Source organism: Pseudomonas sp. B26(2017), from assembly GCF_002113045.1.
Classification (GTDB): domain Bacteria; phylum Pseudomonadota; class Gammaproteobacteria; order Pseudomonadales; family Pseudomonadaceae; genus Aquipseudomonas.
This window is the reverse complement of record NZ_NEJJ01000016.1, coordinates 90,406-108,691: the sequence shown is the minus strand read 5'-3', so window position 1 is coordinate 108,691 and position 18,286 is coordinate 90,406. Positions and strand designations below refer to the sequence as shown.

Sequence of the window (18,286 nt, the reverse complement as noted above, 5' to 3'; positions counted from 1 at the left end):
CACTACCTTATGGAAAGTCCGTTCCAGAGGCTATTGGATCAAGGCAATGACGGCAGTCGCTTGTCCTCATCGCGTGCAAGGATACAAGCAGTCAGGTGTCGCTGCAGCAATAGATGAATGGGTTACAGCACCGAACCGCGCTGGACCTCAACCGCGTTTGGGCAGTTTCCAGTTCGGGCGAATGAAGTGGCAGGTGTAGCCATTCGGTATGCGCTCGAGGTAATCCTGATGCTCCGGTTCCGCCTCCCAGAACGGTCCCGCCGGTTCGATTTCGGTGACCACACGACCTGGCCAAAGGCCTGACGCATCGACATCGGCTGCGGTGTCTTCGGCGATATCGCGTTGTTGCTCGTTCAGGTAATAGATCGCCGAACGATAGCTTGGACCGAGGTCGTTGCCCTGACGGTTGGGCGTGCTCGGATCGTGGATCTGGAAGAAGAATTCGAGGATCTGCCGATAGCTGATCACAGCCGGATCGAAGAGGATCTCGATGGCTTCGGCATGATTGCCATGGTTGCGGTAAGTGGCGTTCGGCACATCGCCGCCGGTGTAGCCGACCCGCGTCTTCAGCACGCCGGGGTAGCGCCGCAACAGGTCCTGCATGCCCCAGAAGCAGCCGCCGGCGAGAATGGCGGTTTCGGTTTGAGTGGTCATGGCTTGTCCTTCCTCTCGAATGGGTCGCAGATGTTCCTTCATATGAGGGAGTGTGGACCGATTCCAAGGTTGAGCCGGTAAATAAATCGTGAAGCGTCGGCTTACGGCGTTTTCCCACTATCGGCAAGCCAACCATCAGGCTCCAGTTCTTGGCCACACGTGGCAGTTCCTTTCAAAGAATACCGCTGACTGGCGGAAACGCTGATCGGCAAACCGGGTTCTCCGGCACTCAGTCTGGAAGCAAACATTGTGGATTGTCCGCTTTGGGTTGACGGTGAAACGCATTTCAGACGATTTATCGCTTTCAGGCGAGTCAGTAATCTGTGCCCATCTTGAACGCAAACGCACTTCCACAACTAAAAAGGGATTCAAACATGAGCACTCCAACCTACAACCGCCTGAACAAAGACGACGCCGTGGTTCTGCTGGTCGACCACCAGACCGGTCTGATTTCTCTGGTTCAGGACTTCTCGCCAAACGAGTTCAAGAACAACGTGCTGGCGCTGGCCGATCTGGCCAGGTTCTTCGAATTGCCGACCATCCTCACCACCAGTTTCGAACAAGGCCCGAACGGCCCGCTGGTGCCGGAACTCAAGGAAATGTTCCCGGACGCGCCGTACATCGCCCGCCCAGGCCAGATCAACGCCTGGGACAACGAAGACTTCGTCAAGGCAATCAAGGCCACCGGCCGCAAGCAGATCATCATTGCCGGTGTCGTGACTGACGTCTGCGTAGCGTTCCCGACCCTGTCGGCATTGGCGGAAGGATTTGACGTGTTCGTGGTGACCGACGCCTCCGGCACCTTCAACACCACCGTGCAACAGGCCGCATGGAACCGCATGACCCAGGCCGGCGCACAAATGATGAACTGGTTCTCGGTGGCCTGCGAACTGCACCGCGACTGGCGCAACGACATCGAAGGCCTGGGCAACCTGCTGTCCCAGCGCATCCCGAACTACCGCAACTTGATGAATGGTTATGCAGCGCTGACCGCGCATCAGAAATAACCGCATGCCGGATAGACGAAAGCCTGCTTTGAAAAAAGCAGGCTTTCGTCGTTTCTAGCGCAAACAGAAGAGCAGGGGACTTGTCACCTCAAACCGTGACGACAATCTTCCCGACCTGCTGATTGGCTTCAAGAAAGCGATGCGCCTCCTGAATTTCATCCAGGGTGAATGTCCTGGCAATGATCGGTTGCAGCGCGCCGGACGCCAGCCCATCGCCGATGAAAGTCTTGGCGCGTGCCAGGGTGGCCGGATCGGAGACGATCTCCGCGTAGAGGTAACCCTTGAGGGTCAGGCATTTGCCCAGCACGGTAAACAGCGGGAACGGCGTCGGCTCCGGGCTCAGGGCGCCATACTCCAGCAGGATGCCGCCGCGCGCCATGCTTTGGGTCAGCGGTTCGAACGACGGGCCGCCCACCGGATCGAACACCACTCGCGCGCCTTTGCCGTCGGTCAAGGCCATGACTGCTGCAACCATGTCTTCCTCGTCGCTGACGATCACGTGCGCCGCGCCGGCGTCGAGCAAGGCCTGTTTCTTGGCGCGGGTTCGAGTGATGGCAATCGAAGTGGCACCGACCATTTTGGCAATCTGAAAGGCTGCCAGGCCGACGCTGCTGGAGGCGGCGGTGACGATCACGAAGTCGTCCTTTTGCAGTTTGGCCTGTTCGACCAGCGCACCCCACGCGGTGACGTATTGCATCCAGGACGCCGCCGCTTGTTCAAATGACAGGTTCTGCGGGTGCTTGACCGTGAGGTGGGCGGGCACATTGGCCAGCTCGCCGTAAGTGCCCCAGCGCGCGATGTCCAGCGGCGGAATCAGGCTGACGGCATCACCGATCTTGAATTCGCTGGCGTTGGCGCCGACCGCGACCACCACGCCGGCGGCTTCGTAGCCGAGACGGCTGGGAAACTCGGCTTCCTGCAGATAAGCGTGATTGCGGAACATCACTTCGGCGCGATTCAGGCCAAAGGCCTTGACCTCGATCTGCACTTCGTCCGCCGCCGGTGCCGGGACGTCGACGTTTTCCAGTTTCAGGACGCTCGCGTCACCGTATTCATGAATCCTGACAATGCGTGCCATCTGTACTTCCTCGGTTATCGATGAATTGCACCGGCGTAAACCGGTGCCATGGACGCCAATTTAGGCTTTGGCCTGTTCCGGATAAAGGCCTAGGATGGCGCAACACTAGAAACAACGAGTTTCCAATGGATCGCCTCACACTTATGGCCACCTTCGTCAAAGCGGTGGAGCTGGGCTCCTTCAGCGCGGTGGCGGACGAACTCAACCAGTCCCCGCAAATGGTCGGCAAGCAGGTGAAAATGCTCGAGCAACACTTGGGCGTTTCGCTGCTCAACCGCACCACCCGCAAGCAAAGCCTCACGGATTTCGGCCGTACGTTCTATCAGCGGGCGAAACTGATTCTGGCCGACATGGACGCCGCCGAAGAAATGGCCGCCGTGACTCGAGGCGTGCCCAGCGGCCGGTTGCGGATCAATGCACCCGTCACGTTCGGTGTCAGCACGCTGTCGCCGAAACTGCTGGAGTACATGGTTCGTTATCCGCAAGTGTCGGTGGATCTGACGCTGTCGAACGAACTGGTCGACCTGGTGGACGGCGGTTATGACGCAGTGTTTCGCATCGGCGAACTCGCCGACAGCGGGCTTAAGGCATTGCCGCTGATGCCCTATCACATGGTGCTGTGCGCGGCACCGTCCTACCTCGCACGCCGCCCACCCATCACCACGCCCTGGGATCTTCAGGAACATGAATGCCTGGCGTTCGCCTATTCGGACGGCCGCTCACATCTGCGATTCGAAGGCCCGGAAGGCTGCATCGACGTGCCGATTAAAAGCCGATTGACGATTAATCAGGGCGACCCGTTGCTGTCCGGAGCAGTGGCAGGGCTGGGGGTGGTGATGCTGCCGCTGGAACTGGTCAAGGATTCGCTGAGGAGCGGCACACTGGTGAGTCTGCTGCCGCAGTACAGGGTGCCGGTTTCGCCGATGAATCTGTTGTATGCACCGGATCCGAGGCTGACACCCAAACTGCGGAGCTTCATTGATTTTGTGCGGGGGGCGTTCGGGTAGTTAAAACCCGCTCACCGCCGACCGGTCCGCGTACTCACATCCACCCAGACAGCCAACACCAGAATGCTGCCCTTGACGATCATCTGCCAGTAACTGTCGACGTCGAGCATGGACATGCCGTTGTCCAGGCTGGTGATGACCAGTGCGCCGAGAAGTGCGCCGTAGACTGTGCCGGAACCGCCGCGCATCGAGGTGCCACCGATGAAGCAGGCGGCGATGGCGTCGAGTTCGCCCATGCTGCCGGCCGAGGGCGAGCCGGCGGCCAGGCGCGCAGTGTTGACCACGCCGGCGAGGGCGCACATTACGCCCATGATCCCGAAAATCCACAGCTTCACGGCCTGCACATTGATACCGGACAGGCGCGTCGCTTCCATGTTGCTGCCCACCGAATAGACGCGTCGGCCGAACACGGTCTGGCTGGTCACGTAGCTGAATCCGCCCAGCAGAATCAGCAAAAGCAGGACCGGCACGGGAATGCCGTCGTAGCTGTTGAGGGTCTGGACGAAACCGGCCAGCACCGCGCCGATCAACAACACGCGTGCCACGTCACGCACTAATGAGTGTGCCGCGAGGCCGTGAAGGGCGCGATTGCGCCGTTGTTTCCAGGTCAGGAACAGCGTCAGTGCGAACAGCAGGACACCCAGACCGGCGCCGATCGTATGTGGCAGATAACCCTGGCCAATGTAGACGAGTTCCGGCGACACCGGCGCAATGGTCGTGCCTCCGGTGATCCCCAGCAAGATGCCCCGGAAAGCCAGCATGCCCCCCAGCCCGACGATGAACGACGGAATGCGCAGGTACGCCGCCATGTAGCCGTTGGCGAGGCCGATCAGCAGCCCGCACACCACCACAAGGCTCAGGTTCGCCAGCAGCGGTATGTGATAGACAACATCAAGAATGGCTGCCACGCCGCCGAGCAGGCCCAGCAATGAGCCGACCGACAGATCGATCTCGCCGCTGATGATGACCAGTACCATGCCGCAGGCGAGAATCCCGGTAATCGACATCTGGCGCAGCAGGTTGGAGAGGTTGCGGGGTGTCAGGAATCCGCCCTCGGTCTGCCAGCTGAAGAACAGCCAGATCAACGCCACGGCAAACACCAGTGCGAGCATCTTGTAGCGAGTGAAGAGTTGTTTGACCTGATTCATTTACGCGGATTTCCGATCTTTATTGTTATGGCTGTCGGGCTGGCTGAGCGCCGCGGCGAGCACCTGTTCCTGAGTGAGTTCATGGTTGATGAAATCGCCCTGCAACCGGCCTTCACCGATCACCAGTACGCGGTCGGAAACACCGAGCACTTCGGCCAGCTCCGAAGACACCATGATGATCGACACGCCTTCGGCGGCCAGCATCCCCATCAACTTGTAGATCTCGTATTTGGCGCCGACATCCACCCCTCGGGTCGGCTCATCGAGGATCAGAACCCTGGGCCGGGTCAGCAGCATCTTTGCCAACACGGCTTTTTGTTGATTGCCCCCGGACAGGCTGGTGATCGGCAGGAACGGGCTCGCGGTCTTGAGGTGCAGGCGCGAAATTTCCCGATCAATGCTGCCCAGTTCGGCTTCGGCGTCGATGCGGGTCAGTTTCGAGAAACTGTCCAGCACGGCCAGGGTGATGTTCTGGCCGACCCCCAGATCGGGAATGATCCCCTGACGCTTGCGGTCTTCGGGCACCAGGCACACGCCGGCGCGGATTGATTTGAGCGGTGTGCGGGTGTCTATGGGTTGACCGTCCAGCCAGACCTCGCCTTCGTGGCGACCGGGGTAGGCGCCGAACAGCGCGGTCACAAGCTCCGTGCGACCGGCGCCGACCAACCCGGCGATGCCGAGGATTTCCCCGCGTCTGAGGTTGAACGAAATGTCGTCGACCCGTTTGCGTTTGGGGTTGTCGACGTCGTAGCAGGTGATGTGGCGCGCCTCGAAAATCACCTCGCCGATGTCGTGTGGTTCAGTGGGGTAGAGGTTGCTCATTTCCCGGCCGACCATCTGGGTGATGATCTGGGGAATATCCATGTTTTCCATGGCGGTCGTGGCGATGTGTTTACCGTCGCGGATCACCGAAATGGTGTCACACACAGCGGCCACTTCATCGAGCTTGTGGGAGATGTAGACGCAGGCGACGCCCTTGGCCTTGAGGTCGCGGATGATGTCCAGCAATACCTCGATTTCCGAACGGGTCAGGGCCGAAGAAGGCTCGTCGAGGATCAGCAGCCGTGCCTGCTTGTTCAGGGCCTTGGCGATTTCCACCAGTTGCTGATAACCGCCACCGTACTGCGAAACCGGCAGCGACACGTTCATGTCCGGCACTTTCAGTTCACGCATCAGGGCTTCGGCGCGGTGGATCATCGCCGGGTAGTTCATCCGCCCACCCGGCAGCGTCAGCTCATGGCCCATGAAAATGTTTTCGGCCACCGAGAGGTCGGGAACCAGCGTCAGTTCCTGGTGAATGATGACGATGCCGGCGGCTTCCGTTTCGCTGATCGAATGCGCCTTGAGCGGCTGACCGTCCCACAGGATTTCACCGTCCCAGGTGCCGTGGGGATAGACCGCCGACAGGATTTTCATCAGCGTGGACTTGCCGGCACCGTTCTCGCCGCACAGCCCGACGCATTCACCGGGTCTGACCTTGAGGTCGATGCCGTTGAGCGCTTTGACACCGCCGAAGGTTTTGACGATGCCGTTCATTTGCAACAGAAAGTCGGACATGGCAGAGACTCACAAGCGGCAGATACAGGACTGAACCCGCAGGCGCAGAACGCCTGCGGGGCATTACTCAAGTGTCACTGTCCGGCGATCTGCGCCTTGGTGTAGAAGCCGTCCTGTTCCAGCAGGTCGATGTTGTCCTTGGTCAACGGAGTCGGGGTGAGCAGGATGGTGTCGACTTTTTTGCTGCCGTTGTCGTATTGCGAGCTGTAGGCGGGTTTCTCGTTTCGCGCCAGTTGCACCGAGAGCTTGGCGGCTTCGGAGGCAATCAGTTTCAGCGGTTTGTAAACCGTCATGGTTTGAGTACCGGAGATCACTCGCTTGACCGCTGCCAGGTCCGCGTCCTGCCCGGAGATCGGCACCTTGCCGGCCAGTTGCTGAGCGGCCAGGGCCTGAATGGCACCGCCGGCCGTGGCGTCGTTGGAGGCGACGATACCGTCGATTTTGTTGTCGTTGCGGGTCAGGGCGTTTTCAACAATGCTCAGCGCCTCGGTAGGGTTCCATTCCTTGACCCATTGCTGGCCGACGATTTTGATGTCGCCCTTGTCGATGGCCGGTTGCAGCACTTTCATTTGACCTTCACGCAGGACTTTCGCGTTGTTGTCGGTGGGCGCACCGCCCAGCAGGAAGTAATTGCCCTTGGGCGCCGCGTGCAGCACACCGCTGGCCTGCATTTCGCCGACCTTTTCGTTATCGAAGGAGATGTAGGCGTCGATATCGGCGTTGAGTATCAGGCGGTCATAGGACACGACCTTGATCCCGGCCTTCTTCGCTTCGGCTACCGCATTGGTCAGCACGGTGGCGTTGAACGGCACGATGACGATGACATCGACGCCACGGGAAATGAGGTTTTCGATTTGCGAAATCTGCTTTTGCTCGTTGGCATCGGCCGACTGCACGAAGACCTTGGCGTCCATTTTCTCCGCTGCCGCAACGAAGTAATCCCGGTCACGGGACCAGCGTTCCAGCCGCAGGTCATCGATGGAGAAGCCGATTTTCGGGTGGGCAGCGTCGGCCATAACCGGCAGCGAAAGCAACGCCAGGGCGCCGGCAAACAGCGTGCGTTTTACGTTCTTCATGGTGGTGCGTCCTTTTATTTTTGTTTGAAAGACACGGCCTGACGATGAATATCGGGCTGGTGGAACTGTAGAGAATCAGCAGACACAACGGACTACAGATTTGTCGCGCAAATGTCACAGCGCCCGTAGTCCTCGTGGGCGATCAGCGATAGATGAAACGATTGACGACGTTTTCAAGCATTTCCTGCCGGCCGCTGACGGCCTGCGGGTTCAGTTCGTTGGCGAAGGCGTGCTCGGCCAGTGACTGGAGATTGAACTCACCCGCCAGCACCGACTGGCCGAATGGCTGCTGCCAGCCGGCATAGCGTTGGTCCTTGAGCCGCTGAAGCTGATCGTTCTGGACCATGGCGGCGGCTCGCTCGAGCGACTGGGCGAGCACGTCCATGGCGCCGACGTGACCGTGAAACAGATCGACTTCGTCGAGGCTCTGGCGGCGCACCTTGGAGTCGAAGTTGAACCCGCCATTGCCGAACCCGCCGGCCTTGAGGATTTCATAGGTGACCAGGGTCATTTCCTCGACGCTGTTGGGGAATTGATCGGTGTCCCAGCCGTTTTGCGGATCGCCCCGGTTGGCGTCGATGCTGCCGAAAATCCCCAGCGAGACGGCCGTCGCCACCTCGTGATGAAAGCTGTGGCCGGCCAGGGTCGCGTGGTTGGCCTCGATGTTGACCTTGATTTCCTTTTCCAGACCGAACTGCTGGAGAAAACCGAACACCGTGGCGCTGTCGTAATCGTACTGGTGCTTGGTCGGCTCCTGCGGTTTGGGTTCGATCAGCAGGTCGCCTTTGAAGCCGATCTTGTACTTGTGCTCGACCACCATGCGCATGAAGCGACCCAGTTGTTCGCGCTCACGTTTCAAGTCGGTGTTTAGCAGGGTTTCATAGCCTTCGCGACCGCCCCACAACACATAGTTGGAGCCCTTGAGGCGTTGAGTCGCGTTCATGGCGCTGAAGACCTGGGCAGCTGCGCAAGCGAACACTTCAGGATCCGGGTTGCTGGCGGCACCGGCGGCAAAGCGCGGATTGCTGAAGCAGTTGGCGGTGCCCCACAGCAGCTTGATCCCGCTTTCTTCCTGATGGCGTTCCAGGTGATCGACCATCTGTGCGAAGTGGTTGCGGTACTCCTTCAGCGAATTGCCTTCGGGGGCGACATCCGTGTCATGAAAGCAGTAGTAATCGATACCCAGCTTGGAGAAAAACTCGAACGCGGCCTCAGCCTTGCCAATGGCGATTTCCATCGGGTCACCGGCATGTTGCCACGGGCGCTTGAACGTCCCGGCACCGAACACATCGGAGCCCGGCCAGACAAAGGTGTGCCAATAACAGGCAGCCATGCGCAGGTGTTCGCGCATGGGCTTGCCGAGGATGATCTTGTCGGCGTCGTAGTGACGGAAGGCCAGGGGAGAATCGCTGGCAGGACCTTCGTAGCGAATCCGGTCGACATCGGGGAAGTACGGCATTGGCAATGTCCTGTTGTTCTTGGTTGTTGTTCTTGGTTGTTGTTGTGGGGGGGGCGTGTCCCGATACTAGCAACGGCCCTGTGCCTGCCGATTACGAAAATCACCAACACCGAGTGCGATTTTGCGTATTGAGATTCACCTTCGGCGCGCCTAGTCTGTGCAGACCGCCTCAACGGCAAGAGGCCCGGCACAAGCATAAAAACAATGAAAACCGTACCGCCTGTTCACCGCATCGCCCTGTTGTTCAACGGGAGCAAGATCTATGACCGCGGCATCATCAGCGGCATCGGCAACTACCTGAGCAGCACGCGCGCGTCCTGGGATCTGTTCCTGGAAGAGGACTTTCTCTGCCGCTTGAAAGGCATCGAGCGCTGGCAGGGTGACGGGATCATTGCCGACTTCGACGATCCGCTGATTGGCGAGGCGCTGGCCGACATCAAGTTGCCCGTGGTGGCGGTGGGCGGTTCTTATCAGGATGAGCGGGCCTATCCCAAAGGGATTCCGTACGTCGCGACCGACAATAACGCGTTGATCACGCTGGCTTATGAACACCTGATCGAGGCCGGGCTGCAGCGATTCGCTTGCTTCAGCCTGCCTGAGGCGCAGGCCAATCGATGGGCCCAGGAGCGCGAAAAGGCTTTTCTCCGATTGATGCAGCGGGACGGCTTGCACGCCGAGGTCTATCGCGGCATGGGCACCAGTGCGCCGCTGTGGGACAGCGCCGTCGAACAGCTGATCGCCTGGCTGCAAAGCCTGCCCAAACCCATTGGCATCATCGCGGTCAGTGACGCTCGCGCCCGGCAGTTGTTGCAAGCCTGCTTGACCGCCGGCATCGCCGTTCCGGAGCAGGTGGCGTTGATCGGCATCGACAACGACCCGCTGACCCGCAGCCTGACCCGGGTTCCCCTGAGTTCGGTGATCCAGGGCACCGAAACCATGGGCCGCACCGCCGCGCAACTGCTGCACCAGATGCTGCACGGCAAGCCGTCAACGGGCGAACATTTCCTGATCCCGCCTGAAGCGATCAACGTGCAGGTGTCGAGCCTGCATCAACCTTTGGGCAACCCTTACGTCATGCAGGCGCTGCTGTTTATCCGTCAATATGCCTGCCAGGGCATCAAGACCGCGCAAGTGGCGGCGTATGTCGGTGTGTCGCGTTCCTCGCTGGAGTCGCACTTTCGCACGGTGCGCGGTTGTAGCGTGCATGACGAGATTCTGCGTTTCAAACTGGCGGCGGCCACTCGCGGGCTGGAAAAGTCCGACACGGCAATTGCGGACGTTGCCCGCACGTGCGGTTTCAAATCCGCGCAGTACCTGCACACGGTGTTTCGCCGAGAGTTCGGTTGTACGCCCCGGGAATATCAGCAGGGCGCCCGATAGACGGCCACTCAAAAGCGATCCAGCCGATAGGGCTCGCTCGACGCAAGAATAGGAGCCGTCTTCTGCGCCGACGGCAAAACCATCCCCCCAATCATCTCCGCCGTCACCGCCGCCTGCGTCAGCCCCAGATGCTGATGCCCGAACGCAAGCAACACCCTCCCGTCACACACCCGATCAATTACCGGCAACGAATCAGGCAGCGACGGCCGGAACCCCATCCACGGCGTGGCCGCCTCGACACTCAATTCCTCACGAAACAAGCCCTTGCTCAACCGATGCAACTGCCAGGCGCGGGCCATGGTCGGCGGGGCTTCGAGGCCGGCAAATTCAACGGTGCCGGCCAGGCGCAGCCCGTCGGACATCGGGGTCATGATGAACTTGCGTTCGAGCGAGGTGACGGGGAAGGGCAGCCGGTTGTGTTCGTGAGGCAGCATCAGGTGATAGCCGCGCTCGGTGTCCAACGGGACTTTTTTGCCGGTCAGTGCGGCGGTGAGTCTGGCCGAGTGGGCGCCGCAGGCGATCAGTACCTGGCGAGCGGACAGCGCGCCGCTTCCGGTCATCAAGTTGACGCCATGCTCGTGCAGTTGCCCGCCCTGAACCGCCTGTTTCACAAACTGCACGCCGAGGGCTTTCGCCGCCTCGACCAACTCATGAACGACGCGGTAAGGATCGATGAAATGCCCGGTGTTCGGAAAAAACAGCCCGCCCTGAATCTGTTCGCTGAGTTGCGGCGCGATCTCGCGTACCGCACCGGCCTGCCACCAATCGACCGGCACCTGTTGCTGTTGCATGCGGCGCTGCAAGGCTTCGAGGGTCGGACGTGAGTCGGGGCGTTCGAACACCAGCAGCGAACCTTCCATCTTCAACAGCTCGGGACGCTGAATGTCATTGAGCAAGCGCTGCCAGGCGTCGAGCGAGCTTTCATTGAGCGCGCGCAACCCGGCAACGGTGCGCTGGAACGGCGCCGAGCGCAGGTTCAGCAGCAGCCGCGCAAACCAGGGCAGCGCGCGGGGCAGGTATTTCCAGTCGAGGCGCAGCGGGCCCATCGGATCCATTAGCATGGCCGGCAGGCGTTTGAGGATCGAACTGTCGGCAATCGGAAACACTTGCTCGGTCGCCAGGTGCCCGGCGTTGCCGAACGAGGCGCCGTGGCCGGGATCCTGCGGGTCGATCACCACCACCCGCAAGCCCTGACGAGCCAGGCGCAGGGCGCTGGCGACGCCGATGATGCCGGCGCCGACCACGGCGATGTCGTGCGGGTTATTCGGCATTTTTCGCGGTTTCCCTTTGGCCATCGAGCAAACGGCGCAGCGACAGTGGATTGGCGTGTTTGAGCGCGGTTGGCAGCAGGCTGTCGGGGAAATCCTGATAACAGACCGGGCGCAGGAAACGCAGGATCGCGGCGGTGCCCACCGATGTGGTACGCGAATCGGAGGTCGCCGGGAATGGCCCGCCATGCACCATCGCATCGCAGACTTCGACCCCGGTCGGCCAGCCGTTGACCAGCAGCCGTCCGGCCTTGCGCTCCAGGATTGGCAGCAATGTGCGGGCCTGTTCAAGATCTTCGTGATCCAGGTGCAGCGTGGCGGTCAGCTGACCTTCCAGCTGTTCGAGTAACTGATGGATTTCAGCGTCGCTGGCGCATTGCACGATCAACGAAGCGGCGCCAAAGGCTTCGGCCTGCAACGAATGATCGGCGAGGAAGTCGGCGGCATCGGTGACGAACACATGGGCCTGGCCCTGATTCGGATCGGTGGCTCGCTGGCCGACCGCGGCAATGCGCGCCCGGGCATTTTCCGCGAAGGCATTCACACTGGATTCGTAGGCATTGAAGATCCCCGGCGTCAGCATGGTCTGCGCGGGGCTGCGCTGGATCAGTTCGGCGGTGGCGCCAATGAAGGCGTCCAGCGCCGGCCCCTTGCGGGCGATGACCAGACCGGGATTGGTGCAGAACTGACCGGCACCCAAGGTCAGCGATGCAGCAAAACCCTGGGCCAAGGCTTCGGCGCGATTCTGCAGCGCTGCCGGAAACAGCAACACCGGATTGATCGAACTCATTTCCGCATACACCGGAATCGGCTCGGGCCGGGCTTGAGCCGCTTTGATCAGCGCGAGGCCGCCACTGCGCGAACCGGTGAAGCCGACCGCCTTGATCCGTGGATCGCTGACCAGTGCAATCCCGACTTCACGGCCCGAGCCGTACAGCAACGAGAACACACCTTCCGGCAAACCACAGGCCTTGACTGCCCGTGCCACGGCGCGGCCGACCAGTTCGCTGGTGCCGGGATGGGCGCCGTGGGCCTTGACGATCACCGGGCAGCCAGCAGCCAGCGCCGAAGCGGTATCGCCACCGGCCACGGAAAACGCCAGTGGAAAGTTGCTCGCGCCAAACACCGCCACCGGGCCCAAGGGAATCTGCCGCTGACGCAGATCCGAACGCCGCATCGGCTGGCGCTCCGGTTGCGCGTTGTCGACTCGCACATCCAGCCATTCACCGGCCCGCACGGTGCGGGCAAACAGCCGCAGTTGCTGGCAGGTGCGGCCCTGTTCGCCCAGCAGGCGCGGTCGCGGCAGGCCGGTTTCGGCCATGGCGCGGTCGATCAGTTCGTCGCCCAAGGCTTCGATTTCGCTCGCGATGGATTCAATGAATTCGGCCCGCGCCTCGAGCGTTGTCTCGCGATAACGGTCGAGCGCCGCCCAGGCCAGGGCGCAGGCCTGCTCTACATGTTCGGCAGAGCCGCCGGCGTAGGCCGGTTGCAAAGGCGTGTTGGTAGCGGGGTTGATCCCGTGGATGACGTCGCGGTCGCCGGTGAGGGTTTGCTGACCGATCAGCAGTTGGCCCGTCAGGGTCATGGCGCATTCCTTATCAATAGAGCAGGTCACGAATAAGGCCCGCCGCCGTGGTTGGCGGCGGGCTTGAGCGCAGCGGCAGGTCAGGCGAAGTTCTGTTCCGCCGACCAGTTTTCGTACCAGTGACGGAACAGCGTGTACTGCGCTTCTGCGTAATGACGCTGCGAATCGCTGAGCGCATCGGTTTCATTGAAATGCAGGGTGTATTCCTTGTCGCCGTTGAGCACCATCAGGTGTTTGTAATACAGCACCAGATCCGTGCCTTCGTCGAAGGACGACAGTACCGCCAGCGCCGATTCCAGCTCGCGCGCCTGGCGTCGGGCCTTGGCGTCGCCCTTGGCCGCCTGCTTGCTCAGGGCCACCAGTTGCAGCACTTCCCGGGGCAGGGCATTGCCGATGCCGGTGATGGCGCCGGTGGCGTTGCAGTTGACGAAGCCGTGCACCACTTGAGTGTCGACACCGACCATCAAGGTCACGTCATCGTCCTTGGAAGTGATGTTTTCAGCGGCGTAGCGCAGGTCGGCGCCACCGCCGAATTCCTTGAAGCCGATCAGGTTCGGGTATTCACGGCGCAGTTCGAAGAACAGGTCGGCGCGGGTGGCAAAGCCGTAGTAAGGGCTGTTGTAGATCACTGCCGGCAGGTTCGGTGCGGCTTGCAGAATCGCCGCGAAGTGGGCTTTTTGCGCTGCCGCCGAAGCGCCGCGGGACAGCACTCGAGGAATCACCATCAAACCCTGTGCGCCGACTTTCGCCGCATGGGCGGCGTGGGACACCGCTTCACGGGTGTTGACCGCGCCGGTGCCGACGATGGTCGGAATGCCGGCGGCCACCAGTCGCGCCACGCCTTCCTGACGCTCGGCTTCGGTGAGCAGCGGCCAGTCGCCCATGGAGCCGCAATACACGACCGCGCTCATACCGATGTCGATCAGCTCGCGACCCTTGGCCACCAAGGCATCGAAGTCCGGTTTGCGCGCGGCGGTGCACGGGGTCATCAGGGCGGGCATGCAGCCGGTGAAGATGTTGTCGCTCATTATTGTTCTCCTTGGAACGGTCATTCGGATGGGATTGAAACAACAGCGCAGCGGCTCAGATGCCCCACGCAAACGGATCGGTCTCGTCGATCAGCAATGTGCTGTCGGCAGTCATGTGGGCGCGGCCGGTAATGTAGGGGCGGATGCGCTCGCCTTCCCATTCAAAGCGGCCTTCGAACTGGCTGCCGGTGATGCTCGCTTGCACCCAGCGCTCTCCCGGCGCGAGTTTTTCGTCGGCGGCCAGACACGCCAGTTTGGCGCTGGTGCCGGTGCCGCAAGGGGAGCGGTCGTAGGCTTTGCCGGGGCACATGACGAAGTTGCGGCTGTCGGCCTCGGCGTCATCGGCGAACAGTTCGATGTGATCGATGAGCGCGCCGTCCTCGCCATGGATGCCTTGGTCTTCCAGGGCCTTGAGCATTTTCCAGGTGAGGTCGGTGAGGGTTTCGACGTTGTCCATCGTCAGCGTCTGGCCGTGTTCGGAGACCAGGAAAAACCAGTTGCCGCCGTAGGCCACATCACCGAGGAAGCGGCCGTATCCCGGCACTTCCACCGCCACCTGTTTTTGCGAGCGATAGGCGGGCACGTTGCCGAGCGTCACTGCGCCGTCTTCATGCAACGTGGCACTGACCGGGCCGACCGGGGTGTCGATCTTGTGCACGCCCGGCGCGATCAGCCCCAGATGTTGCAGCGATGCAACGAGGCCGATGGTGCCGTGGCCGCACATGCCGAGGTAACCGGCGTTGTTGAAGAAGATCACCCCGCAGGTGGCGTCCGGCGACACCGGCTCGCAATACAGCGCGCCCACCAGCACATCGTTGCCGCGCGGTTCCAGCAGGCAGGCGCGGCGCCACTGGTCATGCTGGTTGCGCAGGGCGTCGCGCTTCTCGGCCATGGTGCGGCCGGACAGCTCGGGAAAACCCTTCATCACCAGGCGCGTGGGTTCGCCGCCGGTGTGGGAATCAATGACATGTACTCGTTTCATGGACAGGTCCCGTTGAGTGATTTCAGTAAGCGCCGGCAGTGCGCGGGTTGGCGGCGGAGGCTGGGGACGTCGAAGCGACTTCGCTCTCATCCTCTTCGGACTCCAGACGCAGCAGGTGTGCCGGTACGCCGGTGGCGGCGCCCCAGTAATAGATGCCCATCGCACAGGCCGCGACGACCAGGGTGTCGAACGGATGGGTGAGGATGCCCAGGCCGCCGAAGGTGCCGAGTTTCGACAGGACGATGGTCACGGCGTAGAAGGCGATCAGCCACGCGGACGAGCGCACTTGTCGGGACAGGCTGAGGTGGGCGGTCGGCACGAAGCGGCCGCAGAGCAGGTAGACGACGAACATCAGGATTTGCAGGCCAAGCAGCCAGGACACGGTGTTCCAGCCCGACCAGTAAACGATCAGCGCAGCGATGATGAACGACACCGGCCCCAGCACGCCCATGCTCTTGACCCGGAACGGGCGCGGCATATCAGGCGCATTGCGACGCAGCGCAGCCACGGACACCGGCGCCACGGCGTAGCTGAGCACCAGCGCGGCGGACACCACGTTGATCAGCGCTTCCCAGGACGGGAACGGCAGGGTCCAGAACACCGACAGGGCAAAGGTCAGCCACAGCGCCGGACGCGGGATGCCGGACTTCGCGTCGATGTGGGTGAAAACCTTGAAGAACGTGCCGGTCTGCGCCCAGCCGTAGATCACCCGAGGCGTGGCGTTCATGTAGATGTTGCCGCAGCCGCTGGGGGAGATCACTGCGTCGGCGACCACCAGATACGCCAGCCAGCCCACGCCCAGCGCCAGGGCGATGTCGCGGTACGGCAGGGCGAATTCCTTGGAAACCCCGGCCCAGCCATTGGCGAGCAGTTCGGTCGGGATGCCGCCGAGAAAGGCGGTTTGCAGCAACACGTAGATCGCGGTGGAGAGCAGCACCGACAGGATCAGCGCAATCGGAATGGTGCGCTGGGGATTCTTCACTTCGCTGGCCACCGAGATGATCGGGGTCAGGCCGAGGTAGGCGAAGATCACGCCGCCGGCGGAGACGGCCATCTCGATGCCCGAGAGCCCGAAAGGGGCGAAACCTTGAACCTGAAAATTCTCCGGTTTGAAGAAGGTGAACAGCACGCCGATCACCAGCAGCGGCACGATGAACTTGAACACGCTGACCAAATTGTTGGCCTTGGCGAAGGTTTTTACGCTGCGGTAGTTGAGCAGGAAGAACACGCAGAGCAGGCCGAACTGCACCAGCCAGCCGAGCAGGGTCGGATCTCCGCTGCCGGCCTTGGTCAGGCCGGGAAACCACGCCGCTGCGTATTGGCGCGAAGCAACCACCTCGATCGCCACCAGACTGGAAAACGCGATCAGCGTAATAAAACCCATCAGGTAACCGAGCAACGGCCCGTGGCTGTAAACCGGGTAACGCACCACACCGCCGGCCCGGGGCAGCGCAGCGCCCAGTTCGCAGTAGACGATGCCCAGCAGCAACACGGCAAACCCGCCCAGCAACCAGGAAAAAATCCCCGCCGGCCCGGCAATCGCCGACACGTGACTGGCCGCGAACAACCAGCCGGAACCGAAGATCGCCCCCAGCCCGATAAAGGTGAGGTCGATCAATGAAAGTTGTTTTTTGAACTTGCCTTGGCCTGACATGGCATCGCCTTCTTGTGAGTTATTGGATAGGCAGGTGTGAAGTCACTGGAACGGCTAAACAGTGAACTCATCAGGCGTCGGGCGATTGATGTTTTGCGCAGCTGCGGATGACGAAATCGGCACAGTTGCGAAGAAAGTCCGCGGCGCTCGACACGCCTGAAACGTTGCTGCAATCTGCACGCGAACACCTCAGCCCGATCCACTCACCGGGGAAAACCGTCACCATGCAGAACGCATTTGCGATCCTGTGCCAGGGCGATGAACACAATCGTCCGCACACCCTCGAGGCACTGCTGGCGGGGGTGGCACCGCTGTTGCCGATGCTCGACGTGATCCCCAACGCGGCGATCTTCATCAAGGATGTGCAGGCGCGTTACGTCCTGGCCAACCGCACACTGGTGCAGCGCTGCGGGCTGAAAGACCTGAAACCCTTGCTCGGCAAAACCAGCGCGCAGGTATTTCCGGCGCAATTGGGGCCGGGTTACACCGAGCAGGATCGGCGGGTGCTGGAGGAGGGATTCGTGCTGGAGGATCAGCTGGAACTGCACCTGTACGGCAGTCGCGAACCGGGCTGGTGCCTGACGCACAAGCGTCCGCTGTACAACCGTGACGGCGAGATCATCGGTCTGGCGGGGATTTCGGTGGATCTGCAATCGGCCAGCGAAACCCACCCGGCGTTTCAGCGTCTGGCGGCGGTCGACGAACACATCCGCGCGCATTTCAATCGGCGTGTCACTTTGGGCGAACTGACCCGGATCGCCGGTATTTCGGTGGCGCAACTGGAGCGTTACTGCAAACGGGTGTTCCACCTGACGCCTCGGCAGATGATCCAGAAAGTGCGGCTGGAACAGGCCCATCGGTTGTTGCACACCGACCTGCCGATCACCGAGGTGGCGCTGCAATGCGGTTACACCGATCACAGCGCTTTCACTCGCCAATTCAAGGCTTCGACCGGGTTCACACCGCGTCAGTATCGACAGGCGACCGCCCAGTGAATACGGACGCAGCGACTAGACTCAACGGATCGCGGTCGTCTTTCGAGGGGGAAACGGGATGAGCAGAACAGTCGCGCTTCACTGCTCGTCGTGGCTCTTGATCGCCTTCAGCGTGATGCTGGCTTCGGGATGCTCGAACAGAACGCACTATCCGCCATCAGGTGTTGGCGACAGCTGTTACGCCAAGGCGTTGCCGACGGTCGGGGAGGGTGGTCTGGCCTGGGGCTCCAGCCTGAACATGGCCCGGCAAAAATCCATGGCCAACTGCATGCGTTACGCCGGACGTTCCGGAGGAACGCCGGACACCTGTCAGGTGGTGTTGGCCAAATGCAGGAATTGACGGGGGGCGGGTTTCACGAAGCTCCAACGGGCAGTTCAGCGGCCTGAGCACCTGATAAAAAACCAAAT

General features: G+C 61.3%; 16 protein-coding genes. 5 read left to right on the top strand and 11 right to left on the bottom strand.

The window, feature by feature from the left end; translation table 11 throughout:
- Positions 1-147: 147 nt before the first annotated feature.
- Positions 148-654 carry a peptide-methionine (S)-S-oxide reductase MsrA gene (gene msrA / locus CAF79_RS22485; protein ID WP_085700365.1) on the bottom strand — a complete coding sequence of 169 codons (507 nt, stop codon included), beginning with the start codon at positions 652-654 and terminating at the stop codon, positions 148-150.
- A gap of 374 nt (positions 655-1,028) precedes the next feature.
- Here msrA and ycaC point away from each other — a divergent pair, with 374 nt between their 5' ends.
- Entirely contained in the window at positions 1,029-1,661 is a 633-nt protein-coding gene (gene ycaC / locus CAF79_RS22480; RefSeq protein WP_085700364.1) for an isochorismate family cysteine hydrolase YcaC, read from the top strand.
- Positions 1,662-1,749: 88 nt separating this feature from the next.
- On the opposite strand, the gene CAF79_RS22475 is transcribed toward ycaC, so the two are convergent.
- Complete coding sequence (locus CAF79_RS22475) at positions 1,750-2,739, bottom strand: zinc-dependent alcohol dehydrogenase family protein (protein ID WP_085700363.1); 990 nt, start codon at positions 2,737-2,739, stop codon at positions 1,750-1,752.
- 125 nt (positions 2,740-2,864) lie between these two features.
- Here CAF79_RS22475 and CAF79_RS22470 point away from each other — a divergent pair, with 125 nt between their 5' ends.
- Complete coding sequence (locus CAF79_RS22470; RefSeq protein WP_085700362.1) at positions 2,865-3,746, top strand: LysR family transcriptional regulator; 882 nt, start codon at positions 2,865-2,867, stop codon at positions 3,744-3,746.
- An 11-nt stretch (positions 3,747-3,757) separates the two neighbouring features.
- Here CAF79_RS22470 and CAF79_RS22465 read toward each other — a convergent pair whose 3' ends face one another.
- The 4 genes from CAF79_RS22465 to xylA form a co-directional block, all read right to left on the bottom strand.
- Entirely contained in the window at positions 3,758-4,894 is a 1,137-nt protein-coding gene (locus CAF79_RS22465) for a sugar ABC transporter permease (protein ID WP_085700361.1), read from the bottom strand.
- On the bottom strand, positions 4,895-6,451 hold the full coding sequence (gene xylG, locus CAF79_RS22460) for a D-xylose ABC transporter ATP-binding protein (protein WP_085700360.1): 1,557 nt from the start codon (positions 6,449-6,451) through the stop codon (positions 4,895-4,897).
- A gap of 74 nt (positions 6,452-6,525) precedes the next feature.
- Positions 6,526-7,527, bottom strand: a complete 1,002-nt coding sequence (gene xylF / locus CAF79_RS22455; RefSeq protein ID WP_085700359.1) for a D-xylose ABC transporter substrate-binding protein — start codon at positions 7,525-7,527, stop codon at positions 6,526-6,528.
- 142 nt (positions 7,528-7,669) lie between these two features.
- Positions 7,670-8,986, bottom strand: coding sequence for a xylose isomerase (gene xylA / locus CAF79_RS22450; RefSeq protein WP_085700358.1), 1,317 nt, complete (start codon positions 8,984-8,986; stop codon positions 7,670-7,672).
- A 204-nt stretch (positions 8,987-9,190) separates the two neighbouring features.
- On the opposite strand from xylA, the gene CAF79_RS22445 reads away from it, so the two are divergent.
- The gene (locus CAF79_RS22445; protein ID WP_085700357.1) at positions 9,191-10,366 is read left to right on the top strand and encodes a XylR family transcriptional regulator; all 1,176 of its coding nucleotides are present in this window, start codon (positions 9,191-9,193) and stop codon (positions 10,364-10,366) included.
- 8 nt (positions 10,367-10,374) lie between these two features.
- Here the strand turns inward: CAF79_RS22445 and CAF79_RS22440 are convergent, their stop codons facing one another.
- From CAF79_RS22440 to CAF79_RS22420, 5 genes are all read right to left on the bottom strand, one after another.
- Complete coding sequence (locus CAF79_RS22440) at positions 10,375-11,637, bottom strand: FAD-binding oxidoreductase (RefSeq protein ID WP_085700356.1); 1,263 nt, start codon at positions 11,635-11,637, stop codon at positions 10,375-10,377.
- The gene (locus CAF79_RS22435) at positions 11,627-13,219 is read right to left on the bottom strand and encodes an aldehyde dehydrogenase (NADP(+)) (protein ID WP_085700355.1); all 1,593 of its coding nucleotides are present in this window, start codon (positions 13,217-13,219) and stop codon (positions 11,627-11,629) included. Before CAF79_RS22435 ends, CAF79_RS22440 begins: the two co-directional genes overlap by 11 nt.
- A gap of 80 nt (positions 13,220-13,299) precedes the next feature.
- Positions 13,300-14,247 (bottom strand): dihydrodipicolinate synthase family protein, encoded by a 948-nt coding sequence (locus tag CAF79_RS22430; protein ID WP_085700354.1) that lies wholly within the window; start codon positions 14,245-14,247, stop codon positions 13,300-13,302.
- A gap of 55 nt (positions 14,248-14,302) precedes the next feature.
- Positions 14,303-15,229, bottom strand: a complete 927-nt coding sequence (locus CAF79_RS22425; protein ID WP_085700353.1) for a 4-hydroxyproline epimerase — start codon at positions 15,227-15,229, stop codon at positions 14,303-14,305.
- 22 nt (positions 15,230-15,251) lie between these two features.
- Positions 15,252-16,883 (bottom strand): APC family permease, encoded by a 1,632-nt coding sequence (locus tag CAF79_RS22420; RefSeq protein WP_085700352.1) that lies wholly within the window; start codon positions 16,881-16,883, stop codon positions 15,252-15,254.
- A gap of 224 nt (positions 16,884-17,107) precedes the next feature.
- Here CAF79_RS22420 and CAF79_RS22415 point away from each other — a divergent pair, with 224 nt between their 5' ends.
- Entirely contained in the window at positions 17,108-17,878 is a 771-nt protein-coding gene (locus CAF79_RS22415; protein ID WP_085700351.1) for an AraC family transcriptional regulator, read from the top strand.
- A 58-nt stretch (positions 17,879-17,936) separates the two neighbouring features.
- The gene (locus tag CAF79_RS22410; RefSeq protein ID WP_085700350.1) at positions 17,937-18,218 is read left to right on the top strand and encodes a hypothetical protein; all 282 of its coding nucleotides are present in this window, start codon (positions 17,937-17,939) and stop codon (positions 18,216-18,218) included.
- The last annotated feature ends 68 nt before the right edge of the window (positions 18,219-18,286 follow it).